Source organism: Acinetobacter sp. YH12106 (assembly GCF_013418995.1).
Taxonomy (GTDB): domain Bacteria; phylum Pseudomonadota; class Gammaproteobacteria; order Pseudomonadales; family Moraxellaceae; genus Acinetobacter; species Acinetobacter pseudolwoffii.
The window spans coordinates 1-17,457 of record NZ_VPAV01000004.1; the positions used below are offsets into that span (position 1 = coordinate 1).

The 17,457-nt window shown below is 44.7% G+C and carries 18 protein-coding genes and 1 pseudogene; 13 read left to right on the forward strand and 6 right to left on the reverse strand.

The window, feature by feature from the left end; all coding sequences use genetic code 11:
- The 3 genes and pseudogenes from FTU45_RS05195 to ppa all read left to right on the forward strand — a co-directional run.
- Window positions 1-104: pseudogene (locus tag FTU45_RS05195) on the forward strand (IS982 family transposase); the annotation flags it as partial.
- 89 nt (window positions 105-193) lie between these two features.
- Window positions 194-592 carry an MAPEG family protein gene (locus FTU45_RS05200; protein ID WP_005094494.1) on the forward strand — a complete coding sequence of 133 codons (399 nt, stop codon included), beginning with the start codon at window positions 194-196 and terminating at the stop codon, window positions 590-592.
- Between the two features lie 122 nt (window positions 593-714).
- Window positions 715-1,251, forward strand: a complete 537-nt coding sequence (ppa, locus tag FTU45_RS05205) for an inorganic diphosphatase (protein WP_086214507.1) — start codon at window positions 715-717, stop codon at window positions 1,249-1,251.
- Window positions 1,252-1,352: 101 nt separating this feature from the next.
- Here ppa and FTU45_RS05210 read toward each other — a convergent pair whose 3' ends face one another.
- Window positions 1,353-2,705, reverse strand: a complete 1,353-nt coding sequence (locus tag FTU45_RS05210) for an OprD family outer membrane porin (protein WP_180076063.1) — start codon at window positions 2,703-2,705, stop codon at window positions 1,353-1,355.
- A gap of 596 nt (window positions 2,706-3,301) precedes the next feature.
- Between FTU45_RS05210 and FTU45_RS05215 the strand changes: the two genes are divergently transcribed.
- Complete coding sequence (locus tag FTU45_RS05215; protein WP_074383673.1) at window positions 3,302-4,036, forward strand: TorF family putative porin; 735 nt, start codon at window positions 3,302-3,304, stop codon at window positions 4,034-4,036.
- Between the two features lie 46 nt (window positions 4,037-4,082).
- Here FTU45_RS05215 and FTU45_RS05220 read toward each other — a convergent pair whose 3' ends face one another.
- Together FTU45_RS05220 and FTU45_RS05225 are read right to left on the reverse strand one after the other, a co-directional pair.
- Entirely contained in the window at window positions 4,083-5,573 is a 1,491-nt protein-coding gene (locus FTU45_RS05220; RefSeq protein WP_180076064.1) for a YifB family Mg chelatase-like AAA ATPase, read from the reverse strand.
- Between the two features lie 66 nt (window positions 5,574-5,639).
- A complete protein-coding gene (locus FTU45_RS05225) occupies window positions 5,640-5,867 on the reverse strand; it encodes an accessory factor UbiK family protein (RefSeq protein WP_005094487.1) in 228 nt (75 codons plus the stop codon).
- A 277-nt stretch (window positions 5,868-6,144) separates the two neighbouring features.
- On the opposite strand from FTU45_RS05225, the gene glnK reads away from it, so the two are divergent.
- From glnK to FTU45_RS05260, 7 genes are all read left to right on the forward strand, one after another.
- A complete protein-coding gene (gene glnK, locus FTU45_RS05230) occupies window positions 6,145-6,483 on the forward strand; it encodes a P-II family nitrogen regulator (RefSeq protein ID WP_005094485.1) in 339 nt (112 codons plus the stop codon).
- 59 nt (window positions 6,484-6,542) lie between these two features.
- Window positions 6,543-7,955, forward strand: coding sequence for an ammonium transporter (locus FTU45_RS05235; protein WP_180040931.1), 1,413 nt, complete (start codon window positions 6,543-6,545; stop codon window positions 7,953-7,955).
- Between the two features lie 140 nt (window positions 7,956-8,095).
- Complete coding sequence (gene nrdR / locus FTU45_RS05240; protein ID WP_005094481.1) at window positions 8,096-8,560, forward strand: transcriptional regulator NrdR; 465 nt, start codon at window positions 8,096-8,098, stop codon at window positions 8,558-8,560.
- A gap of 2 nt (window positions 8,561-8,562) precedes the next feature.
- Window positions 8,563-9,651 carry a bifunctional diaminohydroxyphosphoribosylaminopyrimidine deaminase/5-amino-6-(5-phosphoribosylamino)uracil reductase RibD gene (ribD, locus tag FTU45_RS05245; protein ID WP_005169044.1) on the forward strand — a complete coding sequence of 363 codons (1,089 nt, stop codon included), beginning with the start codon at window positions 8,563-8,565 and terminating at the stop codon, window positions 9,649-9,651.
- Window positions 9,648-10,940, forward strand: a complete 1,293-nt coding sequence (locus FTU45_RS05250; protein WP_005094477.1) for a DNA adenine methylase — start codon at window positions 9,648-9,650, stop codon at window positions 10,938-10,940. The genes ribD and FTU45_RS05250 overlap by 4 nt, the downstream gene beginning before the upstream one ends.
- A 22-nt stretch (window positions 10,941-10,962) precedes the next feature.
- Complete coding sequence (locus FTU45_RS05255) at window positions 10,963-11,622, forward strand: riboflavin synthase (protein WP_180076065.1); 660 nt, start codon at window positions 10,963-10,965, stop codon at window positions 11,620-11,622.
- A gap of 109 nt (window positions 11,623-11,731) precedes the next feature.
- A complete protein-coding gene (locus FTU45_RS05260) occupies window positions 11,732-12,277 on the forward strand; it encodes a VTT domain-containing protein (RefSeq protein ID WP_180076066.1) in 546 nt (181 codons plus the stop codon).
- A 330-nt stretch (window positions 12,278-12,607) separates the two neighbouring features.
- On the opposite strand, the gene FTU45_RS05265 is transcribed toward FTU45_RS05260, so the two are convergent.
- The 3 genes from FTU45_RS05265 to FTU45_RS05275 are packed head-to-tail and all read right to left on the reverse strand — an operon-like array spanning window position 12,608 to window position 15,112.
- Window positions 12,608-13,237 (reverse strand): hypothetical protein, encoded by a 630-nt coding sequence (locus tag FTU45_RS05265; protein ID WP_005094469.1) that lies wholly within the window; start codon window positions 13,235-13,237, stop codon window positions 12,608-12,610.
- 26 nt (window positions 13,238-13,263) lie between these two features.
- Window positions 13,264-13,671 (reverse strand): DNA polymerase III subunit chi, encoded by a 408-nt coding sequence (locus FTU45_RS05270; RefSeq protein ID WP_005094466.1) that lies wholly within the window; start codon window positions 13,669-13,671, stop codon window positions 13,264-13,266.
- On the reverse strand, window positions 13,664-15,112 hold the full coding sequence (locus FTU45_RS05275) for a leucyl aminopeptidase (protein ID WP_005094464.1): 1,449 nt from the start codon (window positions 15,110-15,112) through the stop codon (window positions 13,664-13,666). Before FTU45_RS05275 ends, FTU45_RS05270 begins: the two co-directional genes overlap by 8 nt.
- Window positions 15,113-15,268: 156 nt before the next feature.
- On the opposite strand from FTU45_RS05275, the gene lptF reads away from it, so the two are divergent.
- Window positions 15,269-16,369 carry an LPS export ABC transporter permease LptF gene (gene lptF / locus FTU45_RS05280; protein WP_005169028.1) on the forward strand — a complete coding sequence of 367 codons (1,101 nt, stop codon included), beginning with the start codon at window positions 15,269-15,271 and terminating at the stop codon, window positions 16,367-16,369.
- 2 nt (window positions 16,370-16,371) lie between these two features.
- Window positions 16,372-17,442, forward strand: coding sequence for an LPS export ABC transporter permease LptG (gene lptG / locus FTU45_RS05285; protein ID WP_100355203.1), 1,071 nt, complete (start codon window positions 16,372-16,374; stop codon window positions 17,440-17,442).
- Window positions 17,443-17,457 lie beyond the last annotated feature (15 nt).

Sequence of the window (17,457 nt, forward strand, 5' to 3'; positions counted from 1 at the left end):
GTCATCGTTCGGTGAATAACTTTATGGTGAATATTATGGCTGCTATAGTGGCTTATTGCTTAAATCCAAATAAGCCAACTTTCCAAAACTTGCTAAAAAGCTAAAATATTTCATCGAACTCAGGTTATTTAACAAAATTTATTCACGAAACACCATGCTATGATAGATATAAAATTTTCATGAGAAAAAACAGATGCACAGCATTAGTGGGGTGATTTATCTCATTTTAGCCGCTTGTCTTTTGCCTTATGTATTTACTTTGATTGCAAAGAAATCGGCAGGCTTTAGCGCAAAAGACAATCAGAACCCACGAGAGTTTTTAGCAAAATCAACCGGGCTCTCGAGCCGTGCCAATGCCGTCCAGCAAAATAGTTTTGAAAGTTTACCATTGTTTATTGCCGCTATTTTAATGGCTGAATATATGGTGGTTCCTCAAACCCTGGTCATGACCTTCGGGATAGCCTATCTGGTATTTCGTGTGTTGTACGGCATTTGTTATCTGGCCAACTGGGCGACTTTACGTTCGATCGTCTGGCTGCTTTCAATCTTATGTCCTGTGGCTTTATTGCTGCTGATCATCAAGATCGTTTAAGCAATCAATTACAGTTCGCGGACATATTTACAGTTCGATATTTTAAAATCCAAAAATTTCTTTAAAAACCGTTATAATTGTCGCGGTTTTTTAAAAGATATAACTTGTTAAAGAGTGATGCTATGAGCTACAGCAATATCCCAGCGGGTAAAGATGCGCCAAACGACATCTATGTGATTATCGAAATTCCTGCCAATGCAGCACCGATCAAATACGAAATTGATAAAGATTCTGATGCATTATTCGTAGACCGTTTCATGGGTACAGCAATGTTCTACCCAGCAAACTACGGTTATGTACCTAATACACTTTCTCTTGATGGTGATCCACTTGACGTATTGGTTGTAACGCCACACCCAGTAGAGCCAGGTTCTGTGATCCGTTGCCGTCCTGTCGGTAAACTGAACATGGAAGATGATGGTGGTGTTGATGCGAAACTGGTTGCAGTTCCACACGACAAATTGACTCCAATCTACAAAGATATTCAGGAATATACTGATCTTCCGCCATTGTTGATTAGCCAAATTGAACATTTCTTCCAGCACTACAAAGACTTAGAGCCTGGAAAATGGGTTAAGTTAAGCGGTTGGGAAGGTGCTGATGTTGCGAAACAAGAAGTACTCAGCTCAATTGCAGCTTATGCAGAAGCAAATAAATAATTCATTTGCTTTTTCAGTTTAAGTCTTTAACTTTTTAAAGCTTAAACAAAAAAACCTGCACATTGTGCAGGTTTTTTATTATGGCTTGAAATTCGAGTGAATTAGAATAATTTCACAGGAATGTCTAACCAGATACGCCATTCGTTGGTGTCACCAATGTAGTTAGATTGGTAATCATTGCTTGCACGGTAGTAAGAGTGACGTAAACGCAAGCTTGCATCTTTAGCAAAACCAGATTGAACAGTATATTTCACCTGGTTAAAGAATTCACGTTCATGAGCATCGCTAGTCGCTAACACTGAACGATCGCCTTCAGGGTCTGCTGGTACATCAATATCCCAACCATATACAAATGCTGAAGTCCAAGATAGACCAGGAACATTTACAGCACCGAAGTCAAAGGTATATTGAAGTTGTGCTGATTTTTCATTATTTCCAATGAAATCAGATAGATATGAGTTTGGTAGATAAATTGTTTGATGACCATCACCTACACCGCGACCCAAACCATAGTCATAGCCTGTGTTACCAGTATTTTGTTGGTAAGCCACCATGACATTGTGCGGACCAGTATTGTAAGTGGTAGAAATAGCCCAAATATTGTTGCTTAAGTTACTTAAGTCATTTGTGGTATGAGAATAAGTATATGCACCACCATCAGCTTTTTTATCCCACTCAGTATGATAGCCACTAAAATCGTGAGTTAAAGTGCCGCCATTGGCTACTGCATAGCTATAGTTCGCATTCACATAATGACGGTCTAAACGGTCTTTAATATCTGTACCATAGTAAGAAGCGTTTAGCGCATCACTAAATTTATATTTTGCGCCCCAAACAACAGCACTATCGAGCTCGTTACCATCAGAGTCGATTTGGTCTGAATATTGGTTTTTAGTAAATTTACCAGCTGTTAATGACAGGTTATCAATTTCATTACTAGTAACTAATACACCTTCAAAGTATTCAGGAACGAGACGTGCAGTATTTGATGCCAATACAGGAAGATCTAAAACTTGGGTACCATATACAGCAGTGGTATTAGATACACGAGCTTTCACATAAGCACCACCACGCGCCCAATGATCATAAGTATCGCCAGCGCCTTTAACGTAATCACCGTCAGCGTTGAAACCATTTTCACGAGGAATCATGCCATTACCGGCATTTTTGTTGTTTCCTAGTTTGAAAGAAGCATCACCGATGATCCCGGCACCAAAACCGACTACACCTTGAGTAAAGCCAGAATCCAGTTTCACGATTGCAGTTTGTGCAGCTGAACTTGTATCTGCTACGCCATTTTTCTTATCACGAGATAAATAACCAGTACGGAATAAAACTGTACCCTCAGCATCTTCTACAAAACCTTTCGATTCACTTTGCTCGCTAGCGAAAGCAGTAGAAACCAAAGCAGCCTGAATCAAAACTGCTAATGTTAATTTTTTTGAATTTTGCATTGGGAAGAGAGCCTTATACAAATTGATCGGAATTTTTTAGGAATTGTATAAGAAATGCTAAAAAAATGTCATTTTTTATTAGATATATTCCACTAAAGTTTAGATTTTTTTAACTCAATTAAACAATAGCAAGGATTTGAGGTGATTAATTTTTAAACTGTCGGTAAAAAGTGAGTAAAAACATAATTTTATTGGAAGATATAAATGATATTTCTGAAGGGGTGAAATGAACATAAGCAGCTTATTTATTTTAGAACGTGCAAAAAATGTGATCAAAAATTACGCACTATTTTTTAGCACAAATTTTAATCATTACAAAAATAGAATCAAAATGGGGCAAATTGTAAATGATTATGTATAAGTATTAAAAAATTGATGAAATACCCTTAACTACATTTATTTAAAAGAAAGCTTAGATAATTCATTTTTTCATAATTTTAATTTTTATTTAAAAACAATGGTTTAAATTTTATTTGTCTTTTTAGATTTATTATTTTGGTTCCTTTTATCCAGATTGGCATAGCTCTTGCAAATTTTGAGCTTGAGTTTAATCAATGATCATAAAAACGTCTCAGACGATCTGGGGGAGCCACACAATGAAATTAACATTAAAAGTATTATCTCTTGCTTTATTGGGCGCTGTATCTTCTTTTACTTTTGCCGAAGAACCTGCTGCTGAACATACAGTATCTGGAAATATCAGCGTACTTTCAAGCTATGTATTACGTGGTAATACAACAGCAGTTGAGAATACAGGGGCGACTTTACAAGGTGGGTTGGATTATAACCACGCATCGGGTTTTTACGCAGGTTGGTGGACATCAACTTTAGGTACAGATTCTTATGGTACTACTAACCCAATGGAAAATAACTTTTACCTAGGTTACGGTGGTTCAATCAATGAAGACGTAGGCTTTACAGTAGGAACCACTTACTATTATTACTATGATGTAGACACAAGTATTTATGATGGTTTTGAGCTGCTATTAGGTCTGGATTATAAAGATGTAAGCCTGACTGCACAGACTTTATTGGAAGATACTGGTTGGGGTAATGCAGGTGATACATACTTAAAAGGGACATATAGCTATGCACTGCCAAAAGACTTTAGCCTAGATACAGCTTTGGGTTTATATATTTACGAAGAATCGGGTAAGTATATTGAAGACAGCAGTGAATCATTTGGCTTCCGCCATTTTGATATCGGTTTAAGTAAACCTCTAGCGGATACAGGTGTGACTGCAAGCATGAATTATATCTTGGGTGGTTATGACCGTGACGATAATAAATTTAAGAACAAGGTCGTATTTGGACTGGGTTATAGCTTCTAATTCTCTTTAGATAAAAAGGCGACCTTAGGTCGCCTTTTTTAATGACTTAAATCTGCTGCTGCCCGCGATAAGAGAGGGCTTCAGACAGATGCTGACTTTGAATATCTGGACTTTGACTTAAATCGGCAATGGTGCGTGCGACACGCAAGACCCGATGGTAGCCGCGTGCTGATAAATTTAGTTTTTGCTGAGCCAGTTCAAGCATATTCTGGGCAGACTGATCCAAGCCAGCATAATGTTCTAGCTGCTTTGGACTCAAACTCATATTCAAGCTATTTTGCCGTTGCATCTGAATCTCATAAGCTGCTATCACGCGTTGTCTGACCGTTTCAGAGTCCTCTGTCGGCCGATTATCCTGTAACTCATGCGCCTGTAAGGGCGGTACATCAATATGTAAATCAATCCGATCCAGCAGCGGCCCTGAAATCCGGTTCTGATAGCGCTTGATACTGTCAGGCGAACATTGGCAGCGAATATCCTGATTAAAGGCATAACCGCATGGGCAGGGATTCATGGCAGCCACCAGCTGAAAATTGGCTGGAAAAGTGATCTGACGTGATGCACGAGAAATCACAATTTCTTTGGCTTCCAGAGGCTGGCGCAAAACTTCAAGTACCTTTCGATCAAATTCAGGCAATTCATCCAGAAATAACACCCCCAAATGCGCCAGCGTAATTTCACCCGGTTTGGGGTGTGAGCCGCCACCGACCAGTGCAACAGCAGAAGCAGTATGATGCGGGGCTCGAAACGGCCGCTGGCCAAAAGGATGATTGGCATTGGCGACTGAATAAATACTGGCAACTTCCAGATTTTCCTGGGTTTTTAAAGGCGGTAAAATACTGGCTAATCGAGATGCGAGTAAGGTTTTTCCTGTCCCCGGTGGTCCTCGAAACAGCAGGGAATGGCCACCCGCTGCTGCAATTTCCAGTGCACGCCGTGGCCGCAATTGGCCTTTGACATCGGCAAGATCACATTTATAAAAATGGTTGGTATCGACTGGGATGGTTTGTATTTCTGCTAAGCACTGCGTCTGAGCAAGATGCTCACACACCTCTTTTAGATGATTGGCAGCAAAGACCTTAAAGTCCGGGAGTTGGCAGGCTTCTTGTGCATTCGGACCCGGCAGCATCAGTTGATGCTGATCATGTTGACAGGCAATCGCAATGCTCAGGATCCCTGTGACTGGGCGAAGTTGACCATCGAGAGCCAATTCTCCAATAAACTCAAGATCATCGGTGCAGTTTTCCGGAAGCTGTCCGGAGGCGACCAAAATACCTAAAGCAATCGGTAAATCCAGACGCGAACCATCTTTCGGTAGATCTGCTGGAGCCAGATTAATGGTCAGGCGTTTGGTCGGAAACTGAAAGCCACTATTTAAAATGGCAGAACGCACCCGGTCTTTACTTTCCCGGACTGCGGCTTCAGGAAGCCCCACAATCGTGAGTGAAGGCATGCCGGAACTGACATGAACTTCGACTTCAATTAAAGGCGCGTGCAGGCCAAGCAAGCCTCGCGTATAAATTTTGGCAAAAGACATTATTATTGTTCCAATTTAGTGCATTATTTTTATCGGTCTTAGGTCTTTTGTGCACTGTACTTGTGCTTATTTTTTATTCGAAATTTTATCTTCTAAGGCTTCAACCTGTTTCAGCAAATCATTGAGGCGATGATTGGCATTATCGAGGGCAGTACGTTGACGTTCAATTTCTTCTTTGGACACCAGATCCATTTTTGTCACAGCTTCATTTAATAGAGCACGAATATTCTGTTCCAGATCTTTCTTAGGTTGTTCAACTTGCTGCAAAATTGCTTGTAATAGGGTTTCAATCATTGTCTGATCCATCGCCATCGAAAGGAAGCGACAGTTTAGCATTGCTCGAATACAGACCCTAGTATTTCAGACAAAATATAGGCTTAATCGATAAGAGATATTGTAAAAATCCACATAAAAAATGTCGGTTTTTTAAAGATTCAAAACCTTTATAAGTATAAAATAAGGTATAAATAAACCGCATGCCGGGCTTTCTAATTTCCCCCGACCTTAGGAATCTTGGCATGAAATTTGAACGTAAAACCTTACTGGTGAAATAAGCCGAAGGAAAACAAACATGAAGCTCGTAACTGCAATCGTAAAACCTTTTAAATTGGATGATGTTCGTGAAGCATTGTCTGAAATTGGTGTTCAAGGCATCACTGTAACTGAAGTGAAAGGCTTTGGTCGTCAAAAAGGCCATACTGAACTCTATCGTGGTGCTGAATACGTTGTAGATTTCCTGCCGAAAGTCAAAATTGAAATCGCGATTAGCGATGACATGGTTGACTCCGTCATTGAATCTATTACGCGTGTTGCTAGCACTGGAAAAATTGGTGACGGAAAAATTTTCGTGACGAACTTAGAACAAGTCATCCGTATTCGTACAGGTGAAACAGGTGCAGACGCTGTCTAACTTGGCACGAAGTTTGCTGAGTACCTAAGAACTCACAAAAACTTGGTTGGGGGATACGAATGAAAAAAATGCTACTTGCGTTCGGCATGGCCGGCGCACTTTTTGGTGGTTCTGTTGCATGGGCTGAAAATGCTGCAACAGCAACACCACCCGCAGAAGACATTGTGCTTGTTGAAGAAACAGGCGAAACCACACTGAATAATACGGCAGATACTCCAGCAGCAATTGCTGAAGCAGCGCCAGTTGAAACAGCAGTACCTGCAGAAGAAGCAACATTAGATACAGGTGATACTGCCTGGGTTTTAACGTCCACCGCATTAGTTTTACTCATGACCATTCCGGGTCTAGCACTCTTTTATGGCGGTATGGTCCGTAAGAAAAACGTCCTGGCGACCATGGCGCATAGCTTTATTGCCGCTGCAGTCGTCAGCATTGTCTGGGTGATTATCGGTTATACCCTGGCCTTCGGGGAAGGGAATGCCTTCATTGGTAGCTTGGACAAATTTATGTTGGCCGGTATTACCACAGAGGCGCTTTCAGGCACCATTCCTGAAATTCTGTTTGTCATTTTCCAAATGACTTTTGCCATCATTACCGTTGCAATTATTAGTGGTTCGATCGCAGAACGGATGAAATTTGGTGCTTTCGTTGCTTTCATTGCACTTTGGGTGGTGATTGTCTATGCGCCGATTACTCACTGGGTCTGGGGCGGCGGCTGGTTGGGTAATGACGGTGCGCTCGATTTTGCTGGTGGTACAGTGGTTCACATCAACTCGGGTGTTGCCGGTCTGGTAGCAGCGTATATGCTGGGCAAACGTATGGGCCTGGGCCGTGAATCGATGGCGCCACACAACTTGACCCTTACTGTGGTGGGTGCATCTTTACTTTGGGTGGGCTGGTTCGGTTTCAACGGTGGTTCTGCCTTGGGTGCGAACGGCTCTGCAGGTTATGCGCTGGTGGTGACTCAAGTGGCAGCGGCAGCGGCAGCGATCTCTTGGCTGATTACTGAAAAACTGGCACGTGGCAAAGCATCTGTATTAGGCGGCGTATCGGGTGCAGTTGCTGGTCTGGTGGTGATTACGCCAGCCGCAGGTTTTGTGACTGTCGGTGGTGCATTGGCGATGGGTCTGATCGGTGGTGTGGTGTGTTTCTGGGGAATCACTGCGCTGAAACGTGCCTTGAAAGCCGATGATTCTTTAGATGCGTTTGGCCTGCATGGTGTAGGCGGTGTGGTCGGTGCGATTTTGACCGCTTTTTTTGCCAGCGAATTCATTATGGGGGATGCTGCGCCAGCCAACATGATGAGCCAGCTTTGGGTTCAAGTTGAAGGTGTACTTGCGACCATCGCTTACTCTGCCATCATGACGTTCATTATCCTGAAAGTGATTGACTTGATCATTGGTATCCGTGTCGCATCTGATGATGAGCGCATGGGTCTGGATTTGAGCCAGCATGGTGAACGTGTCGAATAATAATAAACACACAATAATCAATATATAGTGCAAAACAGCCCAAATGGGCTGTTTTTTTTCTATATGTTGCGTAAGACTCTACAAAGTTTGCAATTTTTGCTACACTCGGAATCCATCTGGATTTGTTCAATTAAACCGCTATGCATTGCCCATTTTGCAATACTGCCGACAGTAAAGTGATTGATTCACGCCTGGCAGCTGAAGGCTGTCAGATTCGTCGTCGCCGTGAATGTGTCAGTTGTAATGAACGTTTTACGACTTTTGAAAGTTATGAAGTGGTGATGCCGCGCGTGATTAAATCGGATGGCAAGAATGAACCCTTTGATGAAGCCAAATTACGTCGTTCCCTGATGCATGCCTTGCAGAAACGTCCGGTAACTCAGGAACAGATTGAAACGGTATTGAGCGATATCCAGTTACAGATTCGCCGTCTGGGTGAACGTGATGTGAAATCGCGTACCATCGGTGAAATTGTCATGCAGTCTTTATTCGCACTCGATCACGTGGCCTATGTGCGTTTCGCTTCGGTTTATCAGGATTTCCAGGATGTTGAAGCTTTTCGTCATCAAATTGAACAGATGCAACAGCGAGAATCACAAGAATAAGCATGTCTGAACTGAATCAAGATCAAGTCTGGATGCGCCGCGCAATTCAGCTTGCCCAGCAAGGTCAATACTCGACCAAGCCCAATCCGAATGTCGGCTGTGTCATTGTCAAAGATGGCGTCATTATCGGTGAGGGTTTTCATCCTCAAGCAGGGCAGCCGCATGCTGAAGTATTCGCGCTGCGTCAGGCTAGTGAGCAGGCACGTGGTGCAACCGCGTATGTCACTTTGGAGCCGTGTGCGCATTATGGCCGAACGCCGCCATGTGCCAAGGGTCTGGTTGAAGCTGGTGTGGCTAAAGTGGTCGTGGCCTGTCCTGATCCAAATCCGCTGGTGGCGGGCAAGGGTGTACAGATTTTAAAAGATGCCGGTATCGATGTTGAAGTCGGGATTGGTCAGGAACAAGCGCATCAGCTGAATCAAGGTTTCCTGAAAGCCATGGCGACCGGCATGCCGTATGTGCGACTTAAAATTGCATCCAGTCTGGATGGCCGTACGGCGATGGCATCCGGTGAATCGAAATGGATTACCGGAGCCGAGGCGCGTCAGGACGTGCAGTATTGGCGGGCCATTTCCGGTGCAGTCATCACTGGGATTGAAACAGTTCTGGCCGATGACTGTCAGCTGAATGTGCGGCAACTCGATGGCATTGAAGATATTGAAACAGTAGTACAGCCCAAGCGTATCATTTTGGATCGTCAGGGGCGTTTGCCATTAACGGCGAAAATTCTAGCGCAAGCCGACACCGTGTTGGTGATGGGACCTTTTCGGCAAGAGCTGGCCGATCTGGGTGTGTTACAATTGCCGGTACAGCCTTTAAAACAATTATTGTCCCAGCTGGCTGAGCAGCATCAGATTTATGATGTCTTGGTGGAAGCAGGGGCGACCTTATCTACGGCATTTTTACAAGAACAATTGGTTGATGAACTGATCAGTTACGTTGCACCGACCTTATTGGGTCAGTCTGCACGTACTATGTTTAATGCAGAATTCAGCCTTATGGCAGAACAACTCCGATTTAAGCTGCGCGATGTGACCCGCTTGGGTGATGACGTGCGCTTCAGGTTAATTCCTTTTCAAGAGACACTATGAGTTCAGAGTCTACGGTTTATCATAAACGTCGCCATGCGGCACGTACCACCGATGAATATCTTTTCCATCAGCTGGTTCCTTATCTGGGCAACAAACGCCGTTTATTACATTTGATTCTGGAAGCACTTGAAATTACAGGAACTCTGAAGCGTGAAGATGGCCGTGCGCCGATTTTTGCTGATTTTTTTGCTGGTTCTGGTGTGGTATCACGCTTAGCCCGTCAAAATGGTTATCGCGTGATTGCCAATGACTGGGAACCCTATAGCCATGCATTGAATCATGCGGTGCTGGCCTGTACTGAAGCACCGGCGTTTAAAGAATTGGGTGGCTATCAGAAAGCCATTGATTATCTGAACCGTCTGCCGGAAGTGAAAGGCTGGGTCACGCATAACCTGTGTCCGCGCAATGATGAAATTTATGATCCCGCCCGTGACCGTTTGTTCTTTAAACGTCGTAACGGCATGCGTATTGATGCGATTCGTCAGCAGATTGCAGCTTGGCAGGCCCAAGGTGCCATTGACGATGTAGAGATGTCTGCCTTGCTGGCACCATTACTGTATTCAGCCAGTTTTGTCAGCAATACCTCGGGCGTTTTCAAGAGTTTCCACCACGGCTGGGGCGGAAAAACCCAAACGGCGCTGGAACGGATTGAATCTTTACTGTGGCTGACCCCAAGCCGCTTTTGCGAGTCGGATCAGAAGAAAGGTATGGCTGCCGAAATGTGGTGTGTCGATGCCCAGCATCTGGCCAATCAGATGAGCGGTTTTGAAGTAGATGTGGCTTATCTGGATCCACCGTATAATCAGCATGCCTATAGCAGTAATTACCATGTCCTGAATGCTTTGACCTTATGGGATCAGGCCGATTTACCGACGCCAGATACCAAGGGCTTCAAGAGCGGGATTGACCGGGCATGGCGCAAAGAGCGTCCGAGCCAGTACAACTCTTCCAAATATGCCAAAGAAGCCTATGAAAACTTGTTGGCGACCATCAATGCGCGTTTCATTCTGACCAGTTATTCAACGGATGGTAATATCAGCGCCACTGATTTATTGCAGGCCAACCTGAAACGTGGCCGGGTGACCTTGCTGACTCAGGATGTACCACGTTATCGGGTCAGCAAACAGCGCCAATCTGAACGTGCACGCGTACTGGAATTTATTGTGATTACCGATACCCATGCCAGGTCAGGTCCACCGATCCGTCAACTCCTCAGCCAGTTGCATCATTATGCAGAATTGGGCGGTGTGGATACCACCGGTGTCAGTACCCAGTTGGCACTCTGGTAAAAGAATAGAAAAGGAAATAAAAATGTTTACAGGTATTATCGAAAGCCTTGGCAAAGTAGACAGTCTGCAAAGTGTGGGTGGTGATGTACGTTTACGTATCCAGACTGACCTGGACATGTCGGATGTACATCTGGGTGATTCTATTGCTACAAATGGCATCTGCCTGACAGTCATTGACTGGGGCGAAAACTGGTATGCAGCTGATGTGTCCCGTGAAAGTCTGAACCGGACGACACTGGGCAACTGGAAAGCCGGTCAACCTGTTAACGTCGAAAAAGCCATGTTGCCGACCACGCGTTTTGGCGGCCATATTGTTTCAGGTCATGTCGATGCAGTCGGCGAGATCACTTTGGTGCGTGCAGATGCACGCTCGATTTATTATGAAGTCACTGCACCGGCTGAAATTGCCAGATATCTGGCAGAAAAAGGTTCGGTCACAGTCGATGGTATTAGCCTGACCATTAATCACTTGCGTGGCTGTGTGATTAGTCTGAACTTGATTCCGCATACGGCTGAACGTACCAATATCGGTACCTGGAAAGTGGGTAGCAAGGTCAATCTGGAAGTGGATGTGTTGGCACGTTATATCGAGCGTTTATTGCTCGGTGATAAAGCCGCAGATACCACTGAACAGTCTAAGATCAGCATGGATTTTCTGGCTGAAAATGGCTTTTTAAAATAAGCGGAATGCTTAAATACTGAACAGTCTGATTGAAAAATTAGACTGTTTTTTTATTTTTCGGGATAATCAGCAATTCAATTTGCAAATATTGCCTTGGTGGACGGGTCGAATGCTCGATTTTTTACTCAACTTGGAACAGTCATTACCGCTATTGCTTGATCAATATGGGGTATGGATCTACGCGATCCTGTTTCTGGTGATTTTTGCGGAAACCGGCTCAGTATTTTTCTTTTTTCTGCCCGGTGACAGTTTATTGCTGGCTGTAGGAGCGTTATGTGCCAGCAGCGATATATTGACCCTGCATTCGATGGGATTACTGCTCTTTACTGCATCGGTACTCGGCTACACCGTGAATTATTACACTGGAAAAGTGCTGGGCCTAAAATATTTTAATCGGCATTCACGCTATTTCAAGCCAGAATATATGGTGAAAACCAATCACTATTTTGTGAAACATGGCGGTAAAACCATTCTGATTGCGCGTTTTATTCCTTTTGTTCGTTCATTTGGCCCTTTTGCTGCCGGTTCAGCCCATATGAGTTTTGCCACATTCAGCTTTTATAATATTACGGGTGGTATTCTCTGGATTGGTACTTTATTAAGTATTGGCTATTTGCTTGGAAATGCTGCCTTTATGCTGGCCGATGTGCTCTAAAAGATCAAATTAAAAATCCGAATCAGCCGGATGCCACTCAGTTAAGCAATTGACTGGTATTTTCTTTTTTAAATTCATAATTATATTTGATGGATGGAAAGGTCATCCGCAACTGTCTGAGGCATGCGGTGAATTGCACCGCAAGATGTCCTCCTTGCGAAGCTCCGCTTCTCATTTGGGCAAAACCAAATTAACCAATAATTTACAGATGTTTGATGTAAAACCTTAAGGCTCCATCGTGAACGGCTAAACAGTTAAAGCATCTATTTCTAAACTCCTTAACTGATCAGCATTACCGAATGAGCGGGCTTTTTATATGAGTTGGGATTTTTAATCAGGTCTCACTTGCTCGGAAAATTCTGAATTTTTCAGTATATAGTCGATTTCTTCTTGGGCCGCCACACGCATTTGTTCTCTTAGTGCATTGATGGTCTGTTCAATCACCGTTTCTGCCTCCAGTTCCAGACGCAAACGCACACTCTCTAATTCAGATAAAATGGTGTGGTCTTGAATCTGGATACGACCTTGGGCAAAGTCAAAACTATGCTCAGGATTTTTCTGATAACGGGCAACATAGTGCTGCATTTCTGTCTCTAGACTGAGGTTTATGTCAGCGAGGGCTTGAGTCTGCTCAGTAAATTTACGCTGTTCATCCTGATATAACTGTGCAATCGCAGCCTGCTCTGCAGCACGTTTATCGGCCAGGGCCTGTTCGAGTGCCAGCTGTCTGCGAATACGTGCAGCCTCAATCAATTCAGCCTTGCGCTGCGCATAGGCTTCTTCAATCTTGCGTTCAGATTCCTGCTGTAAGCGCTGATCACGAATCTGCCATTCTTCTAAAGAGGTTTCAGGCTTTAAAATGTCACAGATCCGAGAGAGGTCATCGATAAAGGTCTGACGTACAGCTTCTGGCACATTTAACCAGCGCTGTTTAAAATCTGGACCTACATTTAATGCCACATGCCTCTCCTTGTGGGTGATATCGGTTAAAGCTTATGGGTGTTGGGCTCAATACCTAAACGACGATATTGTTTGAATTTTTCACGACCCAGCTGTTTAGCCGTTTCATGGTTTTCAATGATCTCAATAATGTGACTAAATTTTGCGTAAGGTTCAAGTGCTTCCGGATTAAAATTGAAAATAATCCAGTCGGACTGTTCAGGCAATGTTGCCGAAATACACACGCTCGCCTCAGGCTGATCAATGCCATGCGGAATAAAACTCGCGCGATCAAAGCTCCACAGGCGTTCATCCAGCTGCTGTTGTAACGCTGCATCGGCACATAGTAACCAGATCCGCGCCGGCTGGCGCAGAATCTTGCGGCATAAACGACAAGCACTTTCGACTTGTCGTTCAGGACTTTTTTCAAATAAATAAAAGCTGACCTTAGCCATTCGTTTGAACGCGGTTGGCCAGGAACTGCATCAATAATGGCACTGGACGCCCGGTTGCCCCTTTATTGGCACCTGAGTTCCATGCTGTACCTGCAACATCCAGATGTGCCCAGCGATATTCACGGGTAAAACGTTGCAAGAAGCAGGCTGCAGTGACAGAACCAGCTTTTGGGCCACCGATATTGCCAATATCGGCAAATGGTGAATCGAGTTGTTCCTGATAGTCATCTATGACCGGCATACGCCATACCCGGTCAAATGAATGCTGGCCGGCAGTTTCCAGTTCTGCTGCCAATTTATCATCTGGTGTGAACAGACCTGTCAGCACGGAACCCAAAGCCACCACACATGCACCGGTCAAGGTCGCAATATCAATCACCAGAGCAGGGTTGAAACGTTTCACATAGGTCAGGGTGTCACATAACACCAGACGACCTTCGGCATCGGTATTCAGGATTTCAACCGTTTGACCGCTCATCGTCGTGACGATATCACCTGGACGAGTGGCTTTACCAGAAGGCATATTTTCTGCTGCGGCAATGGTTCCTACCACATGCAGAGCTAAGCGGGACTCACACAATGCACGCATGGTACCCAGTACAGAGGCTGCACCGCACATGTCGTATTTCATTTCATCCATACCTGCGCCAGGTTTGAGTGAAATACCACCGGTATCAAAGGTAATGCCTTTACCGACCAGTACCACTGGCGCTTCACTACGCTCTGATTGATATTCAATGCTGATAATACGACCCGGACGCTCTGAACCCTGGCTGACTGCAAGGAAGGCACCCATGCCTAAATCTGCCATCTGTTGTTCATCCAGTACCGTGACTTTCAGTAAATCCGGATATTCAGCAGCCAAGGCGATGGCCTGATCTGCCAGATATTCCGGGAAACAGATATTGCCCGGACGGTTGCCCAGATCACGTGCCAGGTTTTGCCCGCTCTGTACTGCTTGAACCAGTTGCAGCTGTTCTGTCGTTAAAACGCTATGCGTGGCAATCAGGTCGATCTGTTCAAGTACAAATTCATTCTTTTTCGACTTATATTCATCATAACCATAGCTGGCTTGAGTCAAAGCCAGAGCAAACAGATAATGCAATTCTTGTGGAAGTTGTGTCAGGTCTACAGAAATCTGTTTGAATTTTTTTTGAGTGGCCTGAATAATAGTCTGGGCAATTTTTGCGAGTTTTGCTGGTTGCAATTCAGCGACTTTGCCTAAACCGATCAGTGCTGCATGGCTGGACTGGCTGACTTGGCCAATCAGGCTCAGACTTTCAGCCAAAGCTGCTTTGAACTGAGATGCTTCAATTAATCTGTCTAAATTGTTGATTTGATAGGTTGAGGTGGTATTTTGAAGTTGTTCTGAGTCAACTAAAATCAACAAAGATTGACTTGATCCATTCTCTGGGAATGACGTATTAATTGTAAGTTTCATATTCTGTTTTCACGCCTGTCTAGATTTGTAAATCATTCAGTCATTGAACCATTTATCTGAATAGAGTTTCAATGGGTAGGGCCGTCTAGGTTTTATATTTTTGCTATTCGGGTAAACTAGCACTCGTTTTATAGACCTTATTTTGGAAGAATTAATTTGATTATTCGGCGTTATCTGGTCAAGCAAGTTGTCTCGACATCCTTGGTGGTGATTGCCTTATTGACCTTGATCATGATGGGTGGCCGACTGATCAAGTATTTTGGTGTCGCAGCGCAAGGCCGTCTGGATGCAGGCATTTTATTTAGCATCATTGGCTACCGTTTGCCTGAGTTTTTGACCTTAATTCTTCCGCTCGGTTTCTTTATTGGCCTGATGCTGGTATTTGGCCGTTTATATGTCGACCATGAAATGGCGGTGATGAATGGCAGTGGTGTCAGCCGGCATCAATTGGCGCGCCTTCTGGTGCCGATGACCTTGGTGTTTCTCATTGCCCAAGCCGGCTTGATGCTCTGGGCAGCGCCATGGGGAATCCGCCAGTTTGAAGCGCTGACCACCAGTCAGGCGGTACGCACCGGCTTTGACCTGGTGCGACCGAAAGAATTTATTTCCTCTGGCCCCTATACCATTTATGCCGGTGATCTGTCCGAAGACCGTAAAAACTTAAAAGATATTTTCTTCTATCAGCGAGCAGAAAAACCCGGTAAACCAGATGTGATGATTCTGGCCCAGGAAGCCACCCGCATTGAGGTGCCAAATGATGCGGCCAATGTGGTCGATCTGATTCAAGGTCGCCGTTATGAAATCTATCCGGGCACTCCGCAATATACCCAGGCTGAATTTGCAAGCTATCGTCTGCGTTTAGAAAATGATGAGGAAGCACAGTTTGCCAGTGCTGAAGTTGAAGCCCTGCCAACCTCGCAATTGTGGCAGAACCGTCAGGATCCTGTGGTGGCCAGTGAATTAGGCTGGCGGGTATTTGTACCATTTGCGATTCTGATTGCTTTGATTCTGGCCGTGGCCTTGTCTGAAGTGAGTCCGCGCCAAGGTCGTTATCTCAAGTTATTTCCGGCGCTCATGATCTTTGCCAGTCTGATTGTGGCGTTAATGGCCGTGAAAACCCGGATCAGTAAAGAGGAAATGGGGATCTGGGCTTATCCATTGATCCTGATTGCTTATGCGATTGCGGGTGCCTTGTTCTCACGTAAACAGAATTTGGCCCCGAAAATCAAGAAACAGATTCAGCGAGTGAGGTCTTAATAATGTTGGCACGTCGTATAGTTGCAAAACATGTGACCCAAACCACTGCGCTGGCGATGCTGGGTGCAACCGCTGTGTTGGCGGGTTTACAGGTGTTATTTACTTATCTGGGTGAGCTGGGTTCACTAAAAGAAGGTTATGGCGCCTGGGATGCCTTGAAATATGTGCTCTGGGGTGCTCCGAATTATCTTTATGAAATTCTGCCGATCTCGGCGCTGATCGGTGCGGTTTTAGGTTTGGGCACATTAGCCTCAAATAGTGAACTGATTGTGATGCGCTCGATCGGGATCAGTCTGTGGCGGATTGTTGGCTGGGTGATCCGTTCAGCATTACTGCTGGTGGTCTTGTCATTTGCCTTGAGCGAGTGGGTGATTCCTTATACCAATGAACAGGCCAAGAGCGTAAAAAGTTCGAGTAAAGCCGCGCAACTGGGCGAAGTGCGGGGTTACTGGACACGGGAAGGGCAGCGCTTTATTTATATTGATTATGCCAATTCGCAAGGTCAGCTGAAAAATGTGCAGATGCTGGATTTTGATGAAAATTATCGCTTACGCGGCACCTTGCAAGCGGATCAGGGCGAATTCGTCACAGATGGCTCCTGGACATTAAGCAATACCGAGCAGTTCGATATTCTGCAAAATGGTAGTGCTACCCTGATCAAGCAGGAACAGCAACCTTTGGCACTGGCATTACAGCCAAAATATGTGCATATGGTCACCATCGATCCTGAAGACTTGTCACCGAGCCAACTGGTCAGTTTCACAAGTTATATGCATGAATATAGTCAGGTGCCAAAAACCTATCAACTGGCTTTCTGGCAGAAACTCGGTTCTCCTTTTGCCCTGATTGCACTGGTGGTGATTGCCTGTTCATTTATTTTCGGGCCGCTGCGTCAGCAATCCATGGGTTTTCGTCTGGTGATTGCCTTATTTGCCGGTCTGGGCTTTTTCTATCTACAGGATTTCCTCGGCTATGCCAGTCTGGTCTATGCGCCATCTCCGGCATGGTTTGTCTTTATTCCGATTCTGATCATGTTCGGTATTGGGGGTTACCTGCTGCATCGGGCACGCTAAGACCCAGGAAAATAG

Excerpts from the sequence above, each read along its gene's own strand:
- FTU45_RS05200 (WP_005094494.1), top strand. The coding sequence starts at position 194 with ATGCACAGCATTAGTGGGGTGATTTATCTCATTTTAGCCGCTTGTCTT.
- ppa (WP_086214507.1), top strand. The coding sequence starts at position 715 with ATGAGCTACAGCAATATCCCAGCGGGTAAAGATGCGCCAAACGACATC.
- FTU45_RS05210 (WP_180076063.1), bottom strand. The coding sequence starts at position 2,705 with ATGCAAAATTCAAAAAAATTAACATTAGCAGTTTTGATTCAGGCTGCT.
- FTU45_RS05215 (WP_074383673.1), top strand. The coding sequence starts at position 3,302 with ATGAAATTAACATTAAAAGTATTATCTCTTGCTTTATTGGGCGCTGTA.
- FTU45_RS05220 (WP_180076064.1), bottom strand. The coding sequence starts at position 5,573 with ATGTCTTTTGCCAAAATTTATACGCGAGGCTTGCTTGGCCTGCACGCG.
- FTU45_RS05225 (WP_005094487.1), bottom strand. The coding sequence starts at position 5,867 with ATGATTGAAACCCTATTACAAGCAATTTTGCAGCAAGTTGAACAACCT.
- glnK (WP_005094485.1), top strand. The coding sequence starts at position 6,145 with ATGAAGCTCGTAACTGCAATCGTAAAACCTTTTAAATTGGATGATGTT.
- FTU45_RS05235 (WP_180040931.1), top strand. The coding sequence starts at position 6,543 with ATGAAAAAAATGCTACTTGCGTTCGGCATGGCCGGCGCACTTTTTGGT.
- nrdR (WP_005094481.1), top strand. The coding sequence starts at position 8,096 with ATGCATTGCCCATTTTGCAATACTGCCGACAGTAAAGTGATTGATTCA.
- ribD (WP_005169044.1), top strand. The coding sequence starts at position 8,563 with ATGTCTGAACTGAATCAAGATCAAGTCTGGATGCGCCGCGCAATTCAG.
- FTU45_RS05250 (WP_005094477.1), top strand. The coding sequence starts at position 9,648 with ATGAGTTCAGAGTCTACGGTTTATCATAAACGTCGCCATGCGGCACGT.
- FTU45_RS05255 (WP_180076065.1), top strand. The coding sequence starts at position 10,963 with ATGTTTACAGGTATTATCGAAAGCCTTGGCAAAGTAGACAGTCTGCAA.
- FTU45_RS05260 (WP_180076066.1), top strand. The coding sequence starts at position 11,732 with ATGCTCGATTTTTTACTCAACTTGGAACAGTCATTACCGCTATTGCTT.
- FTU45_RS05270 (WP_005094466.1), bottom strand. The coding sequence starts at position 13,671 with ATGGCTAAGGTCAGCTTTTATTTATTTGAAAAAAGTCCTGAACGACAA.
- FTU45_RS05275 (WP_005094464.1), bottom strand. The coding sequence starts at position 15,112 with ATGAAACTTACAATTAATACGTCATTCCCAGAGAATGGATCAAGTCAA.
- lptG (WP_100355203.1), top strand. The coding sequence starts at position 16,372 with ATGTTGGCACGTCGTATAGTTGCAAAACATGTGACCCAAACCACTGCG.